At 29.3% G+C, this 24,925-nt stretch carries 23 protein-coding genes; 4 read left to right on the top strand and 19 right to left on the bottom strand.

Annotation, left to right across the window (positions count from 1 at the left end; all coding sequences use genetic code 11):
- Positions 1 to 29: 29 nt before the first annotated feature.
- The 4 genes from KEC93_RS08355 to KEC93_RS08340 all read right to left on the bottom strand — a co-directional run bounded on the left by KEC93_RS08355 (position 30) and on the right by KEC93_RS08340 (position 3,089).
- The gene (locus KEC93_RS08355; RefSeq protein ID WP_077868749.1) at positions 30 to 644 is read right to left on the bottom strand and encodes an alpha/beta fold hydrolase; all 615 of its coding nucleotides are present in this window, start codon (positions 642 to 644) and stop codon (positions 30 to 32) included.
- Positions 645 to 678: 34 nt separating this feature from the next.
- Positions 679 to 1,344, bottom strand: coding sequence for an HAD family hydrolase (locus KEC93_RS08350; protein ID WP_023976268.1), 666 nt, complete (start codon positions 1,342 to 1,344; stop codon positions 679 to 681).
- A gap of 124 nt (positions 1,345 to 1,468) precedes the next feature.
- A complete protein-coding gene (gene udk, locus KEC93_RS08345) occupies positions 1,469 to 2,089 on the bottom strand; it encodes a uridine kinase (protein ID WP_077868748.1) in 621 nt (206 codons plus the stop codon).
- Between the two features lie 187 nt (positions 2,090 to 2,276).
- On the bottom strand, positions 2,277 to 3,089 hold the full coding sequence (locus tag KEC93_RS08340; protein WP_054249140.1) for a hypothetical protein: 813 nt from the start codon (positions 3,087 to 3,089) through the stop codon (positions 2,277 to 2,279).
- Positions 3,090 to 3,442: 353 nt separating this feature from the next.
- Here KEC93_RS08340 and KEC93_RS08335 point away from each other — a divergent pair, with 353 nt between their 5' ends.
- Both KEC93_RS08335 and KEC93_RS08330 read left to right on the top strand, forming a co-directional pair.
- On the top strand, positions 3,443 to 3,922 hold the full coding sequence (locus tag KEC93_RS08335; protein ID WP_011968883.1) for a CarD family transcriptional regulator: 480 nt from the start codon (positions 3,443 to 3,445) through the stop codon (positions 3,920 to 3,922).
- 232 nt (positions 3,923 to 4,154) lie between these two features.
- Complete coding sequence (locus tag KEC93_RS08330) at positions 4,155 to 4,307, top strand: hypothetical protein (protein ID WP_011968882.1); 153 nt, start codon at positions 4,155 to 4,157, stop codon at positions 4,305 to 4,307.
- A 96-nt stretch (positions 4,308 to 4,403) separates the two neighbouring features.
- Here KEC93_RS08330 and KEC93_RS08325 read toward each other — a convergent pair whose 3' ends face one another.
- From KEC93_RS08325 to KEC93_RS08295, 7 genes are all read right to left on the bottom strand, one after another.
- Positions 4,404 to 4,559, bottom strand: coding sequence for a zinc-ribbon domain-containing protein (locus tag KEC93_RS08325; protein WP_011968881.1), 156 nt, complete (start codon positions 4,557 to 4,559; stop codon positions 4,404 to 4,406).
- A gap of 165 nt (positions 4,560 to 4,724) precedes the next feature.
- Complete coding sequence (locus KEC93_RS08320; protein WP_077868747.1) at positions 4,725 to 6,341, bottom strand: cell shape-determining protein; 1,617 nt, start codon at positions 6,339 to 6,341, stop codon at positions 4,725 to 4,727.
- 598 nt (positions 6,342 to 6,939) lie between these two features.
- Positions 6,940 to 8,781, bottom strand: coding sequence for an ATP-binding protein (locus KEC93_RS08315; protein ID WP_077828805.1), 1,842 nt, complete (start codon positions 8,779 to 8,781; stop codon positions 6,940 to 6,942).
- Positions 8,782 to 8,860: 79 nt separating this feature from the next.
- On the bottom strand, positions 8,861 to 10,207 hold the full coding sequence (locus KEC93_RS08310; protein WP_077868746.1) for an FIST signal transduction protein: 1,347 nt from the start codon (positions 10,205 to 10,207) through the stop codon (positions 8,861 to 8,863).
- Between the two features lie 267 nt (positions 10,208 to 10,474).
- Positions 10,475 to 11,770: a homoserine dehydrogenase gene (locus KEC93_RS08305; RefSeq protein WP_077868745.1), complete on the bottom strand. Its 1,296-nt coding sequence runs from the start codon at positions 11,768 to 11,770 to the stop codon at positions 10,475 to 10,477.
- Positions 11,771 to 11,975: 205 nt separating this feature from the next.
- Positions 11,976 to 12,581: a DUF975 family protein gene (locus KEC93_RS08300; protein WP_023976274.1), complete on the bottom strand. Its 606-nt coding sequence runs from the start codon at positions 12,579 to 12,581 to the stop codon at positions 11,976 to 11,978.
- A gap of 58 nt (positions 12,582 to 12,639) precedes the next feature.
- Complete coding sequence (locus KEC93_RS08295; RefSeq protein WP_077305796.1) at positions 12,640 to 13,338, bottom strand: DUF554 domain-containing protein; 699 nt, start codon at positions 13,336 to 13,338, stop codon at positions 12,640 to 12,642.
- A gap of 319 nt (positions 13,339 to 13,657) precedes the next feature.
- Between KEC93_RS08295 and rpsD the strand changes: the two genes are divergently transcribed.
- Together rpsD and KEC93_RS08285 are read left to right on the top strand one after the other, a co-directional pair.
- On the top strand, positions 13,658 to 14,254 hold the full coding sequence (rpsD, locus tag KEC93_RS08290) for a 30S ribosomal protein S4 (protein ID WP_039770608.1): 597 nt from the start codon (positions 13,658 to 13,660) through the stop codon (positions 14,252 to 14,254).
- A 70-nt stretch (positions 14,255 to 14,324) separates the two neighbouring features.
- On the top strand, positions 14,325 to 15,032 hold the full coding sequence (locus KEC93_RS08285; protein ID WP_077828803.1) for a hypothetical protein: 708 nt from the start codon (positions 14,325 to 14,327) through the stop codon (positions 15,030 to 15,032).
- A 134-nt stretch (positions 15,033 to 15,166) separates the two neighbouring features.
- Here KEC93_RS08285 and aspS read toward each other — a convergent pair whose 3' ends face one another.
- From aspS to KEC93_RS08245, 8 genes are all read right to left on the bottom strand, one after another.
- The gene (gene aspS, locus KEC93_RS08280; protein WP_077868744.1) at positions 15,167 to 16,966 is read right to left on the bottom strand and encodes an aspartate--tRNA ligase; all 1,800 of its coding nucleotides are present in this window, start codon (positions 16,964 to 16,966) and stop codon (positions 15,167 to 15,169) included.
- A 31-nt stretch (positions 16,967 to 16,997) separates the two neighbouring features.
- On the bottom strand, positions 16,998 to 18,251 hold the full coding sequence (gene hisS / locus KEC93_RS08275) for a histidine--tRNA ligase (protein ID WP_011968872.1): 1,254 nt from the start codon (positions 18,249 to 18,251) through the stop codon (positions 16,998 to 17,000).
- Between the two features lie 59 nt (positions 18,252 to 18,310).
- Positions 18,311 to 19,738, bottom strand: coding sequence for a coproporphyrinogen III oxidase (locus tag KEC93_RS08270; protein WP_011968871.1), 1,428 nt, complete (start codon positions 19,736 to 19,738; stop codon positions 18,311 to 18,313).
- 45 nt (positions 19,739 to 19,783) lie between these two features.
- A complete protein-coding gene (locus KEC93_RS08265; protein ID WP_011968870.1) occupies positions 19,784 to 20,380 on the bottom strand; it encodes an MBL fold metallo-hydrolase in 597 nt (198 codons plus the stop codon).
- 12 nt (positions 20,381 to 20,392) lie between these two features.
- Entirely contained in the window at positions 20,393 to 20,842 is a 450-nt protein-coding gene (gene dtd, locus KEC93_RS08260; protein WP_011968869.1) for a D-aminoacyl-tRNA deacylase, read from the bottom strand.
- Between the two features lie 31 nt (positions 20,843 to 20,873).
- Positions 20,874 to 23,090 (bottom strand): RelA/SpoT family protein, encoded by a 2,217-nt coding sequence (locus KEC93_RS08255; RefSeq protein WP_011968868.1) that lies wholly within the window; start codon positions 23,088 to 23,090, stop codon positions 20,874 to 20,876.
- A gap of 344 nt (positions 23,091 to 23,434) precedes the next feature.
- Complete coding sequence (locus KEC93_RS08250) at positions 23,435 to 23,953, bottom strand: adenine phosphoribosyltransferase (RefSeq protein ID WP_011968867.1); 519 nt, start codon at positions 23,951 to 23,953, stop codon at positions 23,435 to 23,437.
- Between the two features lie 90 nt (positions 23,954 to 24,043).
- Positions 24,044 to 24,919 carry a DHH family phosphoesterase gene (locus tag KEC93_RS08245; protein ID WP_011968866.1) on the bottom strand — a complete coding sequence of 292 codons (876 nt, stop codon included), beginning with the start codon at positions 24,917 to 24,919 and terminating at the stop codon, positions 24,044 to 24,046.
- Between the last annotated feature and the right edge of the window lie 6 nt (positions 24,920 to 24,925).

Here is a 24,925-nt window from a genome sequence, read left to right as displayed (position 1 = left end):
TAAAGAATACATTCTTTAAATGTTTTTTGTTATATTAAGTATTTCTTTTCAGCCTCAATTACTTTACGAATAACATCTATACTTCTTAATATATCATTACTTATATTTAGCGAATGGTCAGCTCCTTCTATTTCAATCATCTCTACACCATTAATTCTTTTTATTTTTTCAATAGATTCTATATTTATTAGCGGATCATTTGTTCCACTTATTACTAACGAATTTTCCTTTATTCCAACTCCTAAAGTATGATCTATAGGCGTTAAGTAAATATGCTTAACTTCATAACCACTAATCTCATCACAAAGTAGAGTATGTACAATAGTTCCTATGCTTTTAGATATGAATACTATCTTGGTGTAATTCCCTTTTAATGCTGATTTAAAGATACATATAGATTCTTTTATTAAGTGCTGAAGCTCCTTTTCTATAAGCAAGTTTTTTCTTGCAATCTGAAAACCATATTCTAAAGAAAGAACATCACAACCTAACTCTAGAGCTAATTTCTTCGAATAATCTAAAAGAGGTCTGTCTAATGTATAGCCAATTCCTGGCATCAACACAGTTAGCGTCGTACTAGATTGACTTATTACTTTACTTTCTAAATTAACTCCCCAATAAGAATTTATTAACTCTTCACTCATAAATTTAGTGTTCCTTTCTCAAACTTAATTAAATTCAATACTCTTTAATTTCTTCCAAAACGCTCTTAACATCAACCAATTCCTTACATATTTTAAACGCTAGCTTCTTTGTCTTATCATCTAATATCTTCATATCTGGAACATGAACTCCTGTCATACTCGCTGCATGTGCTGCTGTTATTCCAGCATCTGAATCTTCAACAACTAAGCAGTTATTTGGTTTAACATTTAACCCTTCTGCTGCTCTTAAAAATATTTCTGGATCAGGTTTAGAATTTTCAACTTGATCTCCACAAACTATATAATTAACTTTTTCCTTTATTTTTGCTCTTTCCAATAATTCAAGGGCTCTTTGTCTTCTTGTTGAAGTAGCTACCGCTATTTTATAATTTTCATTATTTAGGTAGTCTAATAGTTCATGTACTCCAGGCTTGATTTTAACACCATTTTTATCAGTAAATTCCAATGCTAATTTAGATTTTTTCTTATATATCTCATCGAAAGGAAAGTCCTTCCCAAACTCTTCCTGCAATGCCTCTTTTATACCCTCAACATTTCTTCCTATGAATTTTACATAAATCTTTTCATCCATTTCATATTGATAATCTTTTAAAACTTCCTGATAACATTTGAGCGATATTCTTTCCGAATCTATTAATACCCCATCCATATCAAATATTACTGCATCTACCTTTTTCATACGTATCTTCTCCTTTTTATGAATTACTACCAACTTGTCTACAATAATTAATAAATGCCTTTTTAAATTTATTCAAACTTAAAAAGACACACTTTATTTAATACTACTTAAAAATTATGTACTGCTATTCTTTATATATAAAATTCCTTACTCTTTCCAGTAGCATGCTTAAAGCAACTGCATTACAACCACCCTCTGGAATTATTATGTCTGCCCTTCTCTTACTTGGATCAACAAACTCCTCATGCATAGGTTTCACTGTACCTAAATATTGATTGATTACAGAATCTAAATCTCTTCCTCTTTCTTTTACATCTCTTAGCAATCTTCTTATTATTCTAACATCACCAGCTGTATCTACAAAAACTTTAATATCCATCAAATCGCAAAGTTCCTCATTTTCAAATATTAATATACCTTCAACTATTACAACTTTAGCTGGTTTTACTTCTACAGTTTCGTCTAATCTTGTATGTTCAACAAAAGAATATACCGGATGATATATTGTATTTCCCGCTTTTAATTCTCTAAGCTGCTCTATTAGTAGATCTGTGTCAAAGGAATTAGGATGATCATAATTAAGTTTTTTTCTTTCTTCCAAAGAAATTCCCTCATTAGATTTATAATAGTAATCATGACAAAGAATTACTATATCATCACTAAAAGCTTCTCTTATATTTTGAGCCAAAGTAGTTTTACCTGACCCGCTTCCTCCAGCTATGCCTATTATCATTATATCTTGCATTTTTTCCTCCATAAGTAATCTAATATAATTATACTTATAATTAATTTTAATAAATACATATTACTACACTCATTAGATTTTATTACAAAATAAAAAAAAAGACAACTCCTATAACTGCGATATCAAATCATATACTACAGTCAATAGAAGTTTACTTTTTACTAACTTTATTATAAATGTTAGCTCATCACAATACGTTTTTTTGTAGTGGCGATGACTTTTTATATAAATATACTGTAAGATTTTTATTTTCTTTATTAACATTTTTTAGGACAACGGCATTTTCGTTAATGTTTTCATTATCTCCATCATCAAAGAACTCAATTGCTTTGTTAACTCTCTTAATCTCTCCATCACCATTTTTATAAAGCACAGAAAATTTTTCATTAAAACTTCTATAATAATTATTTACTCTCGTATTTTTATGCTCATCCCTATTATATATTTCACAATTTATATTATTATCATTTTCAAAGAAAGTAATTTCACTATTATCTATTATAAGTTCTTCTTTGTTATCTATATTTGTTTTATCCTTGAAAGTTATATTTTTTAAAGCAAATTCAATATTTGTTACTAAAGCTTCATATTTATCCAACATGCTTACCAATTGTTCATACTCAACGATATCTTCTCCATATTTAACTTTAAAATCATTTAACATATCCTCTACTTTACCTTTATTATATATCCCTTTAAAAGATAAATCCTTTGCTATTTCATTTACTATATTATTTATGCTTTTATATTTAATAAACTGCAACATTCTAATAATAAAAAACATAGACAATATACAACAAGGCACTGATATTATCGGAAAGTCGATTAACAAAGCTCCAAGAAATATTAAAAATATAAAGTTTCTACTTGCATCTTTATATACTGCAATTCCTTCCAAAAACACAGGATTATAAGCCAAAATCTTATCAGCAAGTAAATTCTTATTTTTCCGTTTTATTTTTCTTTCACTTTTTATAACTTTTTTATTATGAACCCCCACGCCAGCAACCCCCTCTTTTCTGTAATCATTTCCTTAATTTTACATCACATATTATTTATTATCAAGCTGTTGTTTTACTTATATTTCTATATTTTTTTACATTTTTTACATTTAATTTATTTTTTGTATTATTATTACTTATCATAATTTCTTTAAATATGTATTTTTCAATTTACTTTTTACCTTTAATTGTCATATAAATTTTTACGTATATAGTTATCAAAGAATTAATATTACATTCTAAAAAAACACAAATATTATTGACATGAAATAATAGATATGATATATTTAAGTTTTATTTTTTTTAATAATGTGTTATAATAATAGAACAACCATTTAAGGAGGTGTGTTTTTTGTTTTTGATAGGAGATAAAGTTGTTTATCCAATGCAAGGCATAGGCACTGTTGAAAGAATAGAAAATAAGATTTTTTCAGGAAATACCAAGGAATACATAATAGTAAAGATTACGTCAAATAATTTAGAAATTATGATTCCAAGTGATAAGGCATCTAACTCAAATTTACGAAAAGTTTGCGATAACTCTACCTTAGATCATATATTGCTCACTCTTGAAAATAAAAGTAGTGAATTTGAACTTGCATCATCTAAGGAAAGATATCAAGCTAATGCAAAAAAAATAAGATCTGGATTACTTAAAGATAGTGCAGAAGTAGTTTACGATCTGATTCTTATGAATAAGAAAAAATCACTTAGTTCAAGTGAAAAACAATTATTTAATACTGCTTACAAATTTTTAGTTGAAGAAGTTTCAGTTATAAAAAATATTAGTGAAATTGAAGCTACAAGCTTTTTAAATTTGAACCTTAATTAATTTTTGTTTAGATTAACTATTACCAAATAACCTATATACTGAAAATAGATTTGAATAAACCTGCTAAATAATATAGGTATAATTAATATATTATTTAGCAGGTTTATTTATTTTCTATTTAATTAATAATATAACTAATATTGTTATTATTTTTTCTACAGCTTACGAATAATATTGTATCACTTAGCAAAAAATTAATATGTAAATTTATTGTTTAAGGGAGGTTTTTATTATGCCAAAAGATAGTCAACCTGATAACAAACATGCTAGAATGGAAAAATGCAATCATCAAACTCCTATAACTCAAGAAAATATGAACCACAATCCAAACAGAAAAAGACATTCAGTTAAAAGAGAAGGGGTTCAAAATGACCATATAAATTAGTGTATGGTTTGTCAATTAATAGTATCCTATATATACCAATATATAATAAAAAAGCTATAAGAATAATATCTTATAGCTTATCTTTGCAAACAGAAACTATCTTCTGTTGTTTTGTTGCTTTCTAGCTCTTCTACAATCTGCACATCTTACAGGATCATTTTCGAATCCTTTTTCTTTGTAGAATTCTTGTTCTCCAACTGTGAATATAAATTCTTTTCCACAATCTTTACATACTAATGTTTTATCTTCCATTTTCAATTCCTCCAAATTTAAAGACTTAGTTAAATAATACTTTCTCATAAGGAGAAATTTTAATATAATTAAATCTTTGATATATTTTTTTATTCCCTTTAGGAACTATTTTAGTATATCATAGCTCCCTTTTAATTGCAATACTTAATTTTAATTATTTTCTTCCTATTCCTTTTTCTGTTTCTCACTGTTAACAAAAGAAAGATTACTAAATGAATTGGTTATAATATATCTATTATCTCCAACTTTAATAAACTTCATTTCCACTGAGTCGTTAGCCTGAGTTAATGCAACCTCTCTAGATGTCTCCGTTGAAACCGAAAAAATATTTTCATTATTTTTTAACTTAATGTCATAAATACTCGTACCTTCTTTTATAACTAGACCTATCCTTTCTACTTCTCCTCTTATAACTTCTTCCTGGTTTCCACTTTCGAGAGAAATATTAGTATTGGTTAATCCCTCTAAATATTTATTTAAAGTAGCTTGAAGTGTATCTCCAACTCCTACAGTGTTATAATTTTTTACATTCACCATAGCATATTGCTTAACTAATCCATTAGAATCTTTCAGCGTCATAAAATATGTCGGCTCATTTTGTATGTTTATCAGATATGGAAAAGTAGCTTTATAACCATACTGTTGTACTTTTCCTTCTGCTGATCTCATGCCTGCTTCTTCTGTAGCACCAGCCGTTTTATACATTTTAGTTTCTCCGGTTCTTGTATTTGTAAGCATAAATCCTACAAGTGATTCATCACTTCCTACTGACGTTATACCTGTATAATAGTAGCAGACACCCTTATCGTATATAATATTCATACCATCTGTTGTTGTCTTAAGTTTATCTTTATCCGTAAAATTCAAAACACCATGAACCAATTCTCCCCATTTGTTAATATACCTATTAATATATTTCATCGGCTGTATTCTGTCTACCCATTCTGGTAGATTATCAATATTATAAATAGTTGAGTCACCTGTCTGAGCATCCATTATTAATGCACCTATGGCCTTTTCTTCTGTAATGCCCACGCCAGTATCATATCTTGTAATGACCCAATATGGTCTGCCGCTATCATCTAATTCAAAAGTATAATCTGTGTGCCCTGCTTTCATATCTCTAAAGTAAGCCGCTCTATTTAAATCACTAAGAAAATATGCAGAATTTAAATATTTAAGCCTAATATCTTTTCCATCAAGCTGGGTAACCAACTCTACATCATTTTGATTTGTAGCACTTACCTTAATATACCCTATCGTTCCTTCTCTATTGCTAATCCATTTAAGAAAAGAAGAATGCTCAAGTGGTCCAACATAACATAGTTGACCATTTACACTTTGTAATGTCAATTGACCAACACTCACTTGACTCCCAAGACTAGTAATTTCACCTAATTTTTTATCAGCTAGCTTGTATGCAAGTTCTTTATCAATAATAGGCAACTGGTTTATATCAATATATTCTATTTGGCTAGAAAAATCCATTTCTTCTATATTTCCTATTAAATTCCTATGAGCATTATAACTAATTAAAGGACTATATATGATAATTGCACCAACATATAACAAGGCAACAATAATTGCCGTAGATATATATTTTTTATTTCTAATTAATACTCCATATACCAGTGTACACGCCACAAATATGCCTGTTATTGTTAAAATATTAAGACTTAAATCTAAAACCATAGAACTACTAAAAATTAAAATTAATCCTATAATTAAATATGCGCTTAATAATATCTTTAAATATCTAATTAAATCTCTATTATTCCCCATCCTTTTCCTCCACACTGTATTTTATTTCTTTTGCTTAAATTATAACATAAAGAATGGAATTAAAAAGCCTCTGTATTTATGAAGCTATATAAATACAGAGGTTCATATATTATTAAAAGGTAATATTTCTAATAACATAGCATATAAAGTGTGGAAACTATATTACTTGAATACTTAGATATATGCAATAGCAAATTATTCCTCGCACTCTAGAAACATTCCTTTTGGGGGCAAATAGTTTAAATTCTCATTTCTCAGTGCCTATAACAATCAAAAAGAGATAAATAAAGTCCCATTAATTGTTTGAAACCTCATTATCTCTAACCTATTAAACACACTAATATAGTAACAAATATTAAATTTATATTCAACATTTGTTTAAAACTCTTAAAAAAAGTAAGTAAAAATATCTTTTTACTATATTATCTTAACTTTTTTTCACATATACTTACATTATAAAAGAAATATTTTACAAGCATGTACATGTTAGAATTCACATTGCACAATGTATAATTTCATAATTACTGTTAAAATTCTTGTAATATTTTTAGAATTACGATGAAGGATTATTTTTGTAATATAATTGAAATCTATAATTTTAATTATAGATATCCGAAAATTCTATATTAATTTTTTCAATACAATCTCCGCCTATAGAGCTGCAAAGCGAATATTGCTCTTCTGCATTTTTTACTAGTTTGCATGGGATATATATAACAAATTCAGTGCCACAGCTTATTTTACTTTTTACAGATATTACTCCACCATGCAGCTCAACTAAGGACTTTACAAGAGAAAGTCCTATTCCACTTCCTTCATGATCTCTAGCTAGAGATTTATCTACCTGTATAAATCTTTCAAATATCGAATTTAATTTATCTTGTGGAATACCTCTTCCTGTATCTTTAATTTTTATACAAATTTTATCATAGCAATCTTCAATACTAACAGTTATTTTTCCACCACTTGAAGTAAATTTTACTGCATTTGATAGTATATTCAAAATAATTCTTTCAATTTTTTCCGGATCACATGACATAATTTTTTCTTCCACGTTCGTATCAAATATAAGAGACAGTCCCTTATTCTCAATATAGTCAGCCACTGATAAAGTTATATTCTCTATAAGAGCGATAATATCAATATTATGTTCATTGATATTAAAATACCCAGAATCAATTTTTGTTATATCTATAATATTATTAATAAGTCGTAAAATACGATAACAATTCTGTTTCATTATTTTAGTATATTTATATTTATCAATACTTCTATTTTCAAATATACAATCTTTTAACCTAAGTTCATGTATTTGCAGCGCCGAGAAAATAACACTAATCGGTGTTCTTAATTCATGAGATATATTAGAAAAAAATTCCGTCCTTATTCTGTCGTATTCCTTAATTTCATATAATTTTTTCCTCTCTTCTTCAACACTTTTTTGCAATTCTTCCATATGCTTTTTCTCTGTCACATCTATGGCTACTTTCATGAATAATTTATGTCCATCCTCTAAATCACCAATATATGCTGAATAAAAATTGCAGATTCTTATATTTCCATCATGTGTCCTTATAGAAAACTCCCCATTGTTTTGCCTTTTCTCGGAATTAAATAATTTTTTTATATTTGTACTGCTCAATTCCTCTTTAAAAGCCTCTGAAATATCTGCCCATTCTGAAATCATTGGAATATCTTCAAGTCTATATCCGGTAATGTCACTCCATGATCTATTGATCTTCTTTACAAATCCATCTTCTGTATATAACATTATTGGGACTGGTGCTTCTTCTATGGAATGTCGTAACTGTCTCTCACTTTCCTTTAACGCTTCTTCTGTTCTAGTTCTTTCATTCATTTCTTCTTCCAATATAATGTTGAATTCTTTTAACTCAAATGTTATCTCATCTAATTGATTATCTTTTTCAATAACTTCATTAACCAAATCACTGTTTCTTTTTAATAAAACCTTATTCCAACTCTTTAATTCAGTAGATGTTGTATCATAATTACCTTTATGAAATTTTATCTTATGCTCCATAAACTTAATTCTTAAATGCATTTCAATTCTATTTATAACTTCCTCGTATTCAAGGGGGGTACTTAAATAATCATTTCCTCCAACAATATATATTTTATTTCTATCAATAGCTTCTCCACCTGTGTTTATAAAAATAATTGGAACATCCATCAAATCATCATCTTTTCTTATAACTTCACATAACTCATATCCATTAATGGCTTCCAAATTTATATTTATTAAAATCATATCTGGTATATTTTCTTTTATTGATTTTATGATTGATTCACTTTTTTTAACACTTTTTATATTTATATATCCTCTATAATTAAGAAATTTTATTAGCACACGTGAATCTTCAAAGTACTCATGAACGATAAGAATATTAGCTTTATAAAAAAAGTTTTCTAAATTCTTCATTACTTATAGCCTCGCTTCAAAACATTGTAATATTCAATAAAAAGTATATATTTAAATTTCTTATTCTTTTGTTCTTTGTTTATTTTCCTGTCTTTAAATTAAAAATTAGCATTGTAGATGTGTCATTTATATGACCTATATACTGTTCTCCATAAGCTGAAAATCCTATAGTAGGAATATCTTTAAATATTTTAGCATATTCATCTGACAAATTTTTCCTTTTTAATTCCAAAGTTCTATGTATACATTGAAAATTTATAATCCCATCAATTTTTCCTAATTCACTGGCTTTATTTTTAATTATCCTTCTTGTATCATCAATAATATTTGTAGCTTTTAAAAGTTTAACCTCCATTCCTTCAAGTATATTACAATAAAACATCATACTTGTCCCTATAACTCTCTGAGGTGATCTTACAAAAAAATCATTCTCTTCAATCATCAATCCTAGTGGGTTACTCATAAAATATTTTGAAATTTCTTTAATATTATCAGCTTTCACAGCATCTGCATATTCCAACGCAGCTGGTCTATTATTAAATTCAATTACTTGTCTTCTCTCTTCGTCCACTTTATTTGCAACGAAGCTATAATCCAAAGATTCAAAACTTTGTGTTTTTATAACACTAAACTCAGCATCATCGCTTATCTTTATTAAAATTAAAGCCACTGAATCTGTCGAAGTATATCCATTTACAGAAACATAGGTCTCTACGAACTCATTGTTATCCGCAGCTGAACCACCAACAAAGAACACATTAGTCCTATCACCTATCAGATCCATTATTCTTTCCTCTTTCATGCTTAATCCATCTATTAATGTTATACCAACAAATTTTTCTGAGCTCATATTATATAAACTTTCTTTATAGTATTCTTCAAAAGAAGTAAAAGCAGGCTCTAAATTTAAATTTTTCTTTATATTTCCAACCAATTCAACTTTTATATCAGAAATAATATTAGAGTTAATAGCCATTGCAACAATGGAATTATCCAATATTTCTCCGCTTGCAAGTTCTCCTGCCGTAGAGCACCCTACAACAATACATCCCTTGAATTCTTCTTCCATAAGTGAACTTATCTTTTGTTGATTATAATTAGAAGATGCAAAAAATATTACTAATTTTATGTCGTTAATATTTAATTGATTTTTTATATCCTTTACTGCATCCTCCTCCGTTATTTTACTTGAGGATGATGATCTTATACTTTTTTCAATATTATCCAAATTATTTACATTTAATTGCCTAGCAATATCAAGAAGTTTATTAATTATTGTCATATCATCTGGAGAATTTATATCAAATTTATTGGGATTAATTCCTTTTAGAATTAATTTAGCTATAGTCATTTCCGTAATAGCAGGATTCCCCTTTGATCTTTGTTGAATGATTTCGTCAATCATCTTTTTTATTTTTCCGGGCAAAAATGACCACCCCTTTCTTTCCACTAAATAAATAATCTATTATTCAAATCGACTCATATATTGTCCAATTTTTCAAATATAAAGTAATTATAACATATTTTTTCTATATTTTACTTAATTTTCGTATCATATTTTTTAAGATTTTTCAAAAAACTTTTAATTAAAAAAAATGCCACTTATTACATTTAATAAGTGGCATTAACATTAATCTTTACTAGAATATTACCTATTTTTCCAACAAACGAAGCTGTACGTTCGGGCTAGAATTTATTTAAAATCCTCTATTCTTATTATGTTATCTATTTTGTAAACAGATTTTAAGCTAGTAATTTCTTCAACCGCACCATCAATTTGAGCCTCACTAGTTCTGTGAGTAACTAATACAATAGTTACCTGACCATCTTCTTCGTCACCTTTTTGTATCACAGACCTTATACTTACATTATGTTTTCCAAGTATTGCAGTAATTTCTCCAAGAACCCCTGATTCATCCAAAACAGTTGCTCTTATATAAAATTTACTTTCAACTGAACCCATGTCTAAAATTTCTCTTTCCCATAGGTTATTCTTTACTACTGGATTCGGATTTTCTGTTTCAACATTATTTCTTACAATAGAAACAATATCACTCACCACCGCACTGCCAGTTGGAAGATCTCCTGCTCCTCTTCCGTAAAACATTAAATCTCCTACTGCATTTCCTCTTATAAATACAGCATTGTATGAATCATAAACATTCGAAAGCGGGTGTTTCTTCGGAATCATTGTAGGATGAACTCTAAGTTCAACTTTGCCATTAGTTTCTTTTGCTATAGCAAGTAATTTAATTCCCATTTTAAATTCCTTAGCATATTTCATATCAACAGCTTCAATTTTTGTAATTCCTTCTCTATATACATTTTTCACATCTATCTTTGACCCAAAAGCTAATGAAGCAAGTATTGCTAATTTATATTGTGCATCATACCCTTCAACATCTGATGTAGGGTCAGCTTCAGCATATCCTTTTTCTTGCGCTTCCTTTAATACATCATCGAAATCAGCACCTTCAAGTTCCATCTTACTTAAGATGTAATTAGTTGTTCCATTTACTATTCCATAAAGAGTTTCTATTTTATTTGCAGTTAAGCTTTCATCTATTCCCTTTATAATTGGAATCCCCCCAGCTACACTAGCCTCATAACTAAACATAATTCCGTTTTCATCAGCTTTTTCAAAAAGTTCATCTCCACCAGTTGCTAATAACATTTTATTTGCAGTTACTATATGCTTTTTGTTTTCCATGCATCTTAGCATATACTCTCTAGCGGGTTCCATTCCTCCCATGACTTCAACGACAATTTTAATGCTACTATCTTTTAATATTTCATTAAAATCAGTTGTTACAAGTTCGTCCGATATTTCAATACCTCTTGGTTTATTTTTATCTCTAACAAGAACTTTTGCTATTTCTACTTCATATCCACATCTTTTCATAATTTCTTCTTTGTTAGAGTTTAAAATCATCCAAACACCACGACCAACATTCCCCAATCCCAGTAGTGCTATTTTTACTTTTTTCATTCTGCGCCCCCCTTAAGTTACGACTATTATAAATAATAGTATACGTATTTATTATAATTCTTATATTAATTTTTGGCTATATTTTTTTGTCTAATATTTTGTACGTCAAATAAAAAATTATTACTTATAATTCCACTATTCGAAAATGTTTTCTCAATAAAAAAATATTTTATCATGTTATGTAGCTGCAATTTAAATAAGAAAATTACTTTTTTATCTCTAAATAAAAATTGGCACGAGTTACTTGTTGATATGGATATATCCATAAGACTCCTATTCCAAAAGTCAGAATTGACATAATCCACCACCCAACAAAACTTAACTCAAGGAGTAACAAGCGAATCTTATATCCCCTCATAATTGATAGACTCTGCTTTAAACATTCTATTATAGACTTATTGTTATCTTCACATAATATGAAGAACGCTTGTGAAAACATAAGCGAGACTATAATACCAGGGATTATCAAAAACATTGTTGCAATAGATACAGTTAAATTAATCAATATCCATAATCCTAAGGTCTTAAAGTAAATATTAATGCCTACAAATAAATCATTAAACTTTTCCTCATTATTACTGAATGCCAAATTTAATACAAATTTGCATGTTCCTAACGTAGCCATTCCACCTAAGAAAACACTAACACATTCACCAATAGCAGTAAGAAGACCTCCATCTGGTTGAAGCAACTTCATCGCAACGTAAAATCCACTTATTATTATTAAACTTACAAATAAAGTTGTTATTGCTATTCCCCATTTTCCTTTTAATTGTTTTTTCGACTTTCTCTTTAGTTCAGATATCTTCATTCTAAATCCTCCAATCAGAAATTGTAACAATATTATATTCTATTAAAATCCAGTCAACTTATTTTAAAAAAAATCCAAATATAATTGGTAAAAATATTCCCGGCAACAAATTTGCAACTTTAATTTTACTTATCCCAAGCATATTAAAACCAAGTCCTACTATTAACAGACTTCCTACTGCTGACATATTAGAAATTACATTATCAGTGAGTATTGTTGAAAGTCCTCCTGCAAGCAAAGTTATACTTCCTTGATATATAAAAATTGCGATTGATGATAACATTACACCTATCCCAAGAGATGATGCAAATATTATTGATGACACTCCATCTAGTATTGATTTAGCAAAAAGGGTTGAGTTATTTCCTTGTAACCCACTTTCAAGAGACCCCACCACTGCCATTGCTCCAACACAAAATAATAAGCTAGATGTAACAAATCCTTCTGATATGGATATTTTATCGTTAGAATTATTTTTCCTTTTTCCATTTATTTTTCTCTCAATCATATTTCCCAAATCATTTAATCTTCTATCAATATCTATAATTTCTCCTATAAGAGCACCTAGTGCAATACAGATTATTATTTGCAATGTATCTTTTCCCTTGAGAGCACCAGATATACCTATGTATAATACACATAAGGCTAAACCATTCATTATTGTGCTACTAATCTTCTCAGTTAATCTACCTTTTACTATTAACCCTATTAAGCACCCACCTATTATTGCTAACGAATTAACTATTGTTCCTAACATTTTTCTTCCCCCAACTTTTTTATTATTTTATTTTCCGATTAATTATAACATATATGACTTATTATCCCTACTTTGCGATTTATAAATAAGGAATTTAATTTCATGAATTTAGCTAATTAAACTCAATTACCAAAAAATACAACGTGTCAAATAAATTATCTTGTACAAACTAATTTATGAAATCATTAATATAGATTTCTAAATAATATTATTCCATTGGAATAGAAAACATTAAGATAATTTTCATTCGTATATTATATTTATTGTATTATTTTAGGTTAACTTTTATCAAAGCAAGACCTTATAGGAGATGATAATTATGGCAAGAATGAGAGAACCTAGATTCAAGTTGTGTAGGCGCTTGGGATTAAATGTTAGTGGACATCCCAAAGCTATGAAAAGAGCCAACAATGGCAGTGCTAGAAACGCAAAAAAGCTCTCGGCTTATGGCCTTCAACTACTTGAAAAGCAAAGACTCAGAGCATACTATGGTGTAATGGAAAAACAGTTTGCCACCTATGTACGAAAAGCGTTAAAAGATAAAGAACCTACTGGTTATGCTCTAATAAAAAGGTTAGAATGTAGATTAGATAACTTAGTTTACAGACTGGGCCTTTCGTCTTCTATTGCACAAGCTCGCCAAATGGTAGTTCATGGGCATATTTTAGTTAATGATAAAAAGGTAGATATTCCTTCTTATGAAGTAAATATAGGTGATATAATTTCTTTAAAAGAAAAATCCAGAAATAATGACTTGTTTAGGGATACTTTTTTATCAAATACTCTTAATACCTATCCGTATCTAGCCAAGGATCAAGATAATTTTTCAGGAACTCTTATAAGATACCCTTTAAGAGAAGAAGTTCCTATTGAAATCAATGATTCATTAATTGTAGAATTCTATTCTAAACTCTAACATAATTAATCATAAATTTAAAATGTATTTTTTTAAATATTATGATAACATCGAGAGGAGGAATTTATCATTGGAATTTAATATAAAACAAAATACTCTTGAAAAAAGACCTTATAGAAGCTTTTCTTTTTGGAAAGAAAAAATTCTAAATGAAGAAAATTTATGGGAGGGTTATTTTGATAATAAAGAGATAACTAACACCTCAAAAGTAATTTACACTGGAATTTTTGATCTTGAAAAAAACATTCTCCAATGCGGTTGGGCTGCTTATCCTTGCGGCTATAGTCTATTAGGATTTTTACAACATGTATTCTTGCCAACATCTTTTTTTACTTGGTTTGACCGCAAATCTGATGGTTTCTTTATTCCAATATCAGATTTTGATACTGTTATTAATGAAACTTTAAAATACAATGATTCAAATGTAGATTTAAATTCTTTAAATTCAATAAAAAATTCATATGATATTTTAAATAATCTTTGGGACTGTGATTCTGAATCATTAAAACAGGAATTAAAATCTTTTTCTAAAAAGTTTAATGATACTTGGAATAACATTCCTAACCAAAGGCTATTCATAGAAATTTTTGATAACCCATGCGATATATTTGATTTTGTAAAGGAGTCTATATCGTGGGAATCAAAAGAATTCATAGAAGAGGATATTTCTATGAGCTTAGAGGCTCTTAAATTTGCCTGCGATAATGCAGTTGAAGAACCACTATTAAGCAGGAGGCTCATTGATATCCTAAATACTAATGCACCAATACTCTTCTAATAATAACCAATTGTAAATTGAAACAAGACAATTAAAAGTCTTATCTATATAAATTAATCCTATATAATAATATAAACTTAAATAAAAACTCTTATACTTTCATTCGTATAAGAGTCTTTTATAATTAATTAATTCTATTCTTTATCATTTTTTTCTTCTTTTGGTAGTATTGCTATGCCAAGTTCAGTTAATTGCTTTTCATCAACTATATTTGGTGCTTCGCTTAAGTAACAATATGCATTTTGATTCTTAGGGAATGCAATAACATCTTTGATATTTTCTGTCCCTGCTAAGAACATAATCATTCTATCAAGACCAAATGCTAAACCGCCATGTGGTGGTGGCCCAAATTTAAATGCCTGTAATAAGTATCCAAATCTTTCATTTACTACTTCATCTGTTAGTCCAAGTGCTCTAAACATTCTTTCTTGAAGAGCTGTATCATGAATTCTTATAGAACCTCCACCTAACTCTTCACCATTTAATACTAAGTCATAAGCCTTAGAACGTACATTTCCTGGATCTGATTCAATAAAATCTAAATCTTCATCCATTGGTGCAGTAAATGGATGGTGACAAGCTTTATATCTTTCTTCTTCTTCACTATATTCAAATAGTGGGAATTCAGTAATCCATGTGAAATTAAATTCATTCTTATCCTTAATCAAATCAAATTGCTTAGCAAGTTCTAATCTTAACGCACCTAAACTTTGGAATACCACTGAATTTTTATCTGCTACTATAAGTATAGCATCTCCAGTTTCAGCATTCATAGTTTTTACTATAGAATTTGTTACATCATCAGTTAAGAACTTAGCTATTGATGATTTAACACCATCTTCTTTAATTTGAATCCAAGCAAGACCTTTAGCCTTGTAAGTCTTAACAAACTCCCCTAATTTATCTAAAGGCTTTCTTCCAAGGTCTGCTCCACCTTTTAAACATAAAGCTCTAACAGATCCACCAGCTTCTATTGCTGATTTAAATACAACAAAATCTAAATCCTTAACATCCTCTGTTATATTAGTTATTTCCATTCCAAATCTTAAATCTGGTTTATCAGATCCGTATTTTTCCATAGCATCTTTAAATGTCATTCTTTTTATTGGAAGCTGAACATCTACACCTGCTACTTTTTTAAATACATGAGCAATTAATCCTTCGTTTACTGCCATTATATCTTCTTGTTCTACAAAACTTAATTCCATATCAACTTGAGTAAATTCTGGTTGTCTATTCGCTCTTAAGTCTTCATCTCTAAAGCATTTAGCTATTTGATAATATCTATCAAATCCAGATACCATTAATAACTGCTTAAATATTTGTGGTGACTGTGGAAGCGCATAGAACATTCCAGGATAATTTCTTGAAGGTACTAAGTAATCTCTAGCTCCCTCTGGAGAACTCTTTGATAAAATAGGAGTTTCTACATCTAAGAAGTTATTTTCTTCTAAATAATCACGTATAGCCTTTGTAGTTTTACTTCTAATTTCAAATATTTTGTGCATATCAGGTCTTCTTAAGTCTAAATATCTATATTTTAATCTGATATTTTCTGCAGCGTCTAAATCTTCTTTTATATATATTGGCGGAGTTTCTGATTCTGAAAGTATCTTTATATTTTCACATTTTAATTCAACAAAACCAGTTGGCATATTTTCATTAACGCTTTCTCTTTTAACAACTTCCCCTGTTACTGCTACGCAGTATTCAGATCTTACTCCTTTTGCCTTTTCAAAAGCTTCTGCATTAATTTCCTCACCAAATACAACTTGCATTATACCTGTTTTATCTCTTAAATCAACAAATTCAAGTGCTCCAAGCTTTCTGTTTCTTTGAACCCATCCCATTAATGTTATTTTTTTACCTACATGTTCTTCTCTAGGTTCACCGCACATCATTGTACGTTTTAATCCATTTAAAGATTCACCCATTACTAAAATCCTCCCTTAGTTTAACTTATTCTTATTTAACTATTTTAGCTATTTCCATCAAGTCTTCTAATGAAACTTCAAAAATCTCACCATCGCTCATTCTTTTCAAATTAACTTTTCTATTTGTTAATTCATCTTCACCTAAAATAGTAGTAAATGCTGCTCCTAATTTGTTTGCATACTTCATTTCAGCTTTCACGCTTCTACCCATGTGATTTATCTCACACTTCACACCTAAAGCCCTTAAATCACTAGCCAGCTTAAAAGCATACTTACTTTCCGCTTCTCCTCTAGCACCAATATATAAATCAAATAATTTTTCTTTAGGTATTTCTATATTTTCTTTTTCTAAAGTCATAATTAATCTTTCAACACCCATACCAAATCCAACTGCTGGCATATCTGGTCCACCAAGTTCTTCTATAAGCTTATCATACCTTCCTCCTCCACATACAGTAAAATCAGAAGTTAAGATTTCAAATATAGTTTTTGTGTAATAGTCTAATCCCCTTACGATGCCTGGATCTATTGTATAAGGAAGTCCTAAGATATCTAAATATTCTTTGACTTTATTAAAATGTGTACTACACTCTTCACAAACATAATCCAATATTATCGGCGCATTTTTAGTAATTTCATGACATTTCTTCTCTTTACAATCCAATATTCTCATAGGATTTTTTTCAAATCTATCTTTACAAGTGTCACAAAGTCCATCATAATTATCAGCTAAAAATTTCTTAAGCGCTTCATTATATTTAGGTCTACAACTTGGGCAACCTAAATTATTTATATTTAAACTTAAACTTTTTAATCCTAATTCTTTTAATGTATCCATAGCGACTGCTATAACTTCCGCATCCATTGAAGCTGCATTTGAGCCAAACACTTCTAATCCACATTGATGAAATTGTCTAAGCCTTCCTTTTTGGACATTTTCATATCTAAACGCTGGTGTAATATAGTATAATTTTGTTGGCTGAGCTTCGTTAAATAATCTATTTTCCACAAATGCCCTTACTGCTGATGCAGTTCCTTCTGGTTTCAATGTTATACTTCTATTTCCCTTGTCATTGAAAGTATACATTTCTTTCTGAACTATATCTGTTGTATCCCCAACACTTCTTAAAAATAATTCTGTGTGTTCGAACATCGGAGTTCTAATTTCTCTAATTCCATATGTTTTAGCAACCTTTCTAAAGGCACTTTCTATATAATGCCACTTATAGGCATCTTCAGGCAACATATCCTTGGTGCCTTTTGGTGCTTGCATTTCAATCGCCATTGATCTTTTCCTCCTATTTGACTAAACAAATTTACAATATTCTAATTTATTACAGTTAATTATGTATACAATGTATCAAGCAACGCTTTCTTTTTCTCAATCATTTCATCAATTCTAGATACATATTCATGAAGATCTTTTAAGTTTGGAAATCTTTCAAGTCTATCTTCCTCTAAAAATATCACTTTACTTACAGCTGCTGCTCCCAGTGCAATTACTGTTTGTTTTTCCTCAATCATTTGAATATTGTATATACATTCTTTGCCTTCTTTAGCATAACCTAAATTCTCCATATTTCCAACCATATTTTTTTGCCTATACATATAATATGGTGAAATACCTAAATTTTCTGCCAGATTCCTACTTTCTTCATACATTTTTATAATTTCATCTTGGGACGTAATTTGTATTCCTTTTTTCAAGATAAATTCTTCATACATTCTAGACCCTCTTTTAAGCGCTAGACCATGAACTGTAATGCTATCAGGTTTTAGTTTTATTAACTCATTCTTAGTATGAATGACATCTTCATGCGTCTCACCTGGAAGTCCTATTATTATATCCATATTAATATCATCAAATCCAAGTTCTCTAGCCATTTTAAATTTTTCTTTTATATCTGCTGAAGAATGAGTTCTACCAATTAAATTTAAAGTTTTATCATTCATTGTTTGGGGATTAATACTTATTCTATCTACTCCATACTCTTTCATTGTCTGAAGTTTATTTCTAGTAAGCGTATCTGGTCTTCCGCATTCAACCGTAAACTCTTTTATATTATCATCCTTAATAAAACAATTATAAATTTCTTTCATGATTATGTTGAACTCTTCATCACTTACTGATGTTGGAGTACCGCCACCAAAATATACTGATTCGATATTAAGTTTTCTTTCCTTCACATATGAACTCATACCTTTTATCTCTTTAATAAGTGCCTCTATATATGGCGTCACCATCTTTTTATAAACACCTATAGGGTTCGAAGTAAATGAGCAATATAAACATTTTGTTGGACAAAATGCCATGCCTATATATATAGCTATAGTATTTTTATCCTTATTAACTATTTTTTTCTCAGCTTTTGCCACATCTATACAAAGTCTAGCTTTATCCTCATGAGCCAAGTATTTTTCTTTAAATATTTCTATCACTTCATCTTCAGTATTGCCTTCTTCAAGCAATTTTAATGCTATTTTAGATGGTCTGATTCCAATTAATATTCCCCAAGGATAAATGTCATGAGTTACATTTCTAAGGCACAGAAAAAGAAATCTTCTAAGAGAATTTTTAATATCTTCTCCTAAAGATTCTTCTACATAATAATTATTATATTCAAACCTTAAGGTTTTCTCATCAATATAAACCATATAATCTGCATCTTCTGCACCCACAAATTTAATTTCCCTCATTGAGTAATATACATTAAATAATTGGTATACTTCGTATCTAAATTTAAAATCATTTAAACTAACTTTAACTTCCATCGTTTCTCCCCTTAAAAATGTGCAAATTAATGCACATTTTTATTTTTATAAGAATGGATTATTCCTTTTTTCATATCCTATTGTAGATGCTGGTCCGTGTCCCGGATAAACTTTAACACCATCTCCTAAAGGCAATAACTTTTCCTTTATATTTTTTATAAGCTGTGCTCCATTCCCTCCTGGAAAATCACTTCTTCCAATAGATCCTTGGAAAAGAGTATCTCCTGTAAACAGTTCATCATTTACTAGGAAGCATATACCACCTGCTGTATGCCCAGCTGTCTCTATAACTTTAATTATATTATTGCCTAAAGATACTGTATCTCCTTCTTTTAAATATTTTGAAGCTTTTGGCAGTGATCCAAATACAAACTCGTCATTTTTCATATATTGTTCTTCATTTTCACTTATATAAAAAGGAATATTGAGTTTATTCATTAATTCAATAACTGCTCCCACATGATCCATATGTCCATGTGTCAAAAGAATAAATTTAGGCTTTCCATCCAACCTACTAATCTCTTTTTCTATCAAATTCGGCTGCCCGCCTGGATCTATAATTGCAAGTTCCTTGGTGCCTTCATCCATTATTAAATAACAATTTTCTTCATACATTCCCGCTATTAATGTTTTTATAATCAATTTGAATTCCTCCTAAAAATTTCTCTTACTATCTAATAATATGGTAACAGGCCCATCATTATTAATTTTAACCTTCATGTCTGCTCCAAATTCTCCACATTCAACTTTTAAGTTTGATGTCTTAAGAAGATCTAAGAATTCTTCATACAGCTTTTTAGCCTCTTCTCCACCTTGTGCTTCCATAAAATTGGGCCTTCTTCCTTTTCTACAATCACCATACAATGTAAACTGAGATATCACAAGTATTTCACCTTTAATATCCAATAGTGACAAATTCATTTTATCATTTTCATCATGAAACACTCTCAAATTGATAATCTTATCTTTTATATATTTTAGGTCTTCAAAAGTATCATCCTTAGATATTCCTATTAATACATTAAAGCCTACACCTATTTCACCAATTATATCTCCATCAACACAAACGCTAGATGAGCTCACTCTTTGTACAACTGCTCTCATGTTATCTCACCTTTCTGATATATATAAGATTCTAACTATTTACTCTATATACATCTGTCACACCTTTTAATCTTTTAAGTCGCTTCATTAAATCCTTCAGACTATCGACAGATGTAATTTTTATTTTTACATTAATTAGTGCCGATCCTTGCTTTGCTAAATTCGCATTTACAGCACTTAACTGTAGTTTAAGCTCTGTTATAACACTCATTATATCTGCTAGCAATCCATCTCTATCATCAGCTACAACTTGAATTTCTGCAAAATAAGATGTACCTTGTGCTGATCCCCAATTAACTTCTACTACTCTATCTTTATCTGTATCTATAAGGTTTTGCAAATTACTGCAATCACTCCTATGAACTGATACTCCTCTACCTTTAGTTATATATCCTAAAATTTCATCTCCAGGAACTGGACTACAACACTTAGCAAACCTGACCATAAGATTACTTTCACCTTTTACTGTTATTCCATATCCATTAGGTTCTGGTTTTCTTGCTGTTTTTGCAATTTGTTCCTCGATATTCTTATTTAAAATTTCCTTATTTTCTTTTTCCTTGTTTACCTTATCTACACCTATCCCATTGTCTTCCTTCAATCTTGCAATAAGAGTAGATACAGAGAATCCTCCTATACCAATTAAAGCATATAAATCATCCATAGAATGAATATTATATCTCTTCACTAATTTTTCATAAAAATCCCCTTTAGCAACGTCAGCATAGTTAACACACTGTTTCTTTAATTCCTTTTCAAGAAGTTCCTTGCCCTTTAGCATATTTTCTTCTCTTTTAGCCTTTTTAAACCAAAGTTTTATTTTGCTCTTAGATTGATTACTTTTTGCGATGTTTAACCAATCCATATTAGGTCCCTTAGCATTAGGCGAAGTTAAAATTTCTACAATTTCTCCTGTCTTGAGAGTATAATCTAAAGGAACTATTTTACCATTAACCTTAGCACCTACGCACTTATTTCCTACATCAGTATGTATTCTATATGCAAAGTCTATAGGCGTAGCATTGCTGCATAAATTTATTACAACACCTTTTGGAGTAAACACAAATACTTCATCTGAAAACAAATCTATCTTAAAACCTTCAATAAACTCTTCAGCATCTGATGTTTCTTTCTGCCATTCCAACATATCTCTAAGCCATACTAGCTTCTTTTCAAAATCTTTTTGCTTATCTTGCTCCCCTTTGGCGTTATCTCCCTCTTTATATTTCCAGTGAGCTGCAATTCCATATTCTGCTGTTTTATGCATTTCAAAAGTTCTAATTTGAATTTCAAAAGTTTTGCCTTGTGGTCCAATTACAGTGGTATGTAATGATTGATACATGTTTGGTTTAGGCATTGCTATATAATCTTTAAACCTTCCTGGAATTGGCCTGTAGATAGTGTGTACTATTCCAAGGACACCATAACAATCCTTAACAGAATGCACCAGAACTCTAATAGCCGTTAAATCAAAAATTTGCTCTATGCTTTTATTCTTACTAACCATCTTTTTGTAGATACTATAAAAATGCTTTGGTCTTCCATCAATATCCGATTCAATTCCAGAATTTCCAAGCTTTTGTTTTAAATCATTTACTATATCGTTTATGTAAGTTTCTCTTTCTACTCTCTTTTCAGCAATACTATCTACTAATTCATAATATTCTTTTTCATGTAAATATCTAAAACATAAATCCTCTAATTCCCATTTAATTTTAGACATACCCAGCCTATGCGCTAAAGGCGCGTAAATATCCAATGTCTCTTTTGCTTTGTTTTTTTGCTTTTTTGCTGGCATAAATTTGAGAGTTCTCATATTATGTAATCTATCTGCCAATTTAATAATTATTACTCTTATATCTTTTGCCATAGCAAGCAACATTTTTCTCACATTATCAGCTTGTTGCTCTTCTTTAGTTTTATATTCCATTTCTCCAAGCTTAGTAAGCTTCGTAACACCTTCTACAAGATTAGCGATTTCCGCATTAAAAAGGCTGACTGTTTCATCATAAGAAAACTCCGTATCTTCAATTACATCATGCAATAATCCAGCTACAATAGTATTAGTATCCATACCCAACTCAGCTAGAATTTCAGCTACTGCTATCGGATGAATAATATACGGTTCACCAGATTCCCTTTTTTGGTCCTTATGAGCTTTTTCAGCAAAATCATATGCTTTTTTTACCATTTCAACATCAACATTATTACAATTCTTATCAATCTTTTCCAGTAATTTATCAATCATAAGGATTACGCTCCTTCTATATTAATTCATTTGAAGTAAGTATCTAAAACAAAATAACAGATTAGAAATTACAGTATAATTTTTAGGCAGATAATTTAGTAAATACTGATTCTTAGCGTTAGTCAATTTATCAGCATAAAATACAATTAAATTAATAAAGTATCCTGAATTCCGCTCCGCTTTTTTGAATATACCTAAATTCAAAGGCTGGTTTAATAACCAGCCTAACTTTTTAATAATTATATATTATTTTAGAATTATTTTCAACAATACATTTAAAAGAAATGGAATCCTTACCAATTATAATGCCCAGAAACAACTCTTAAAATACCTAAAATCACAACTTAGATGTCGTATTTAACTAATGATAGTACATCATATCCTTCTAATTTATCTTTTCCTTTTAATTCAGTTAGTTCTATTACAAAATCAAGTGAAGCAACTATTCCACCTGCTTGTTCTATTAATTTAGCAACGCCTTCTACAGTCCCCCCTGTTGCTAATAAGTCATCTACAACAGCAACTCTTTGACCTGGTTTGATTGCATCTTTATGAAGTTGAAGCTGATCCTCTCCATATTCCAATCCATAATTAACTGATATAGTTTCTCCTGGTAATTTTCCTGGCTTTCTTACTGGAATAAATCCTACTCCTAAAGCATATGCCACAGGAACTCCAAAAATAAATCCTCTTGCTTCAGGCCCAACAATCAAATCAATTTTTTTATCCTCTAGATGTTTAACTATTCTATTAATAGTTTCTCTTAGCGCTTCTCCATCAGCAATTAATGTTGTTATGTCCTTAAAACTAATTCCTTCTTTAGGAAAATTTTCGATTACCCTTATTTTTTCTTGTAAATCCATTTTAACTCCTCCATAGAATTTAATTTAACATATCATTTATGATTCAATATTAAACAACTACTAATTAATAAATATTGCTTTACTATTTCATTAACTTTCCATATACCTTATGGAATTATTTGTTTTAAGTCTATATAAATATTTAACAATTTGATCAGCTCTATCTTTATCATTTGTAGTTAAGAGCTCTAAGACAATTCTAGCATTATCCATAACACCTACCGCACCTATAGGCGGAATTATGAATTCAATTATATTATTTATACCATCATTATTAAACTCTTCCAAACTGTTAAATTCTATTATTGATCTCAATCCATTATTATTAGTATTCATCAGGAACTTATTTCCTTCTTTAATTAGTACTCCATTTTCTCCCTTTGATGGTACCTTTGCCCACTGAATACCTATAAGTATTAAATCTAAATATTTATTTATACTTTTCATATTATAATATATAGCAATAGCTTGCATAAGCTTAAAAGTAAGTCCACTTGTCGATAAGTTCTTATATCTGTATTGGCACCCCTTTTGGTTAGGATTTATATAAATATAGTCATTAACAAGATCACTTTCTTCATTTTCAAGAATAATTAAATCAATACCTAGTTTTTTGCATAGCTCAACTTCTTCTTTAGATTTTAATCCAACACCTAAAGTTATTAATAGTTCAGCACCTAAAAAATCTACGTTATTTTTTATATCTACCGAATTTATTCTAGCATCAGCTTCTTGCCTATCATATATTAAATATTCTACATCAGCATTTAAATATCTCAAAACAAGAATTAACGATGAAACTGCACAAATCCCATCGACATTATATGTACCATAAACAACTATTTTTTGTCTATTATTTACCGCCAAAGCTAATCTCTCTATTGCTTTGTTCATACCCTTAAGTATAAATGGGTTATATCCGCTAATATAATTTGGACAATATATACTTTCCCAGAATTTACGCATGGTTTA

It is taken from the genome of Clostridium beijerinckii, from assembly GCF_018223745.1.
GTDB classification, from domain to species: domain Bacteria; phylum Bacillota; class Clostridia; order Clostridiales; family Clostridiaceae; genus Clostridium; species Clostridium beijerinckii.
This window is presented reverse-complemented; position numbering and strand designations above follow the sequence as displayed.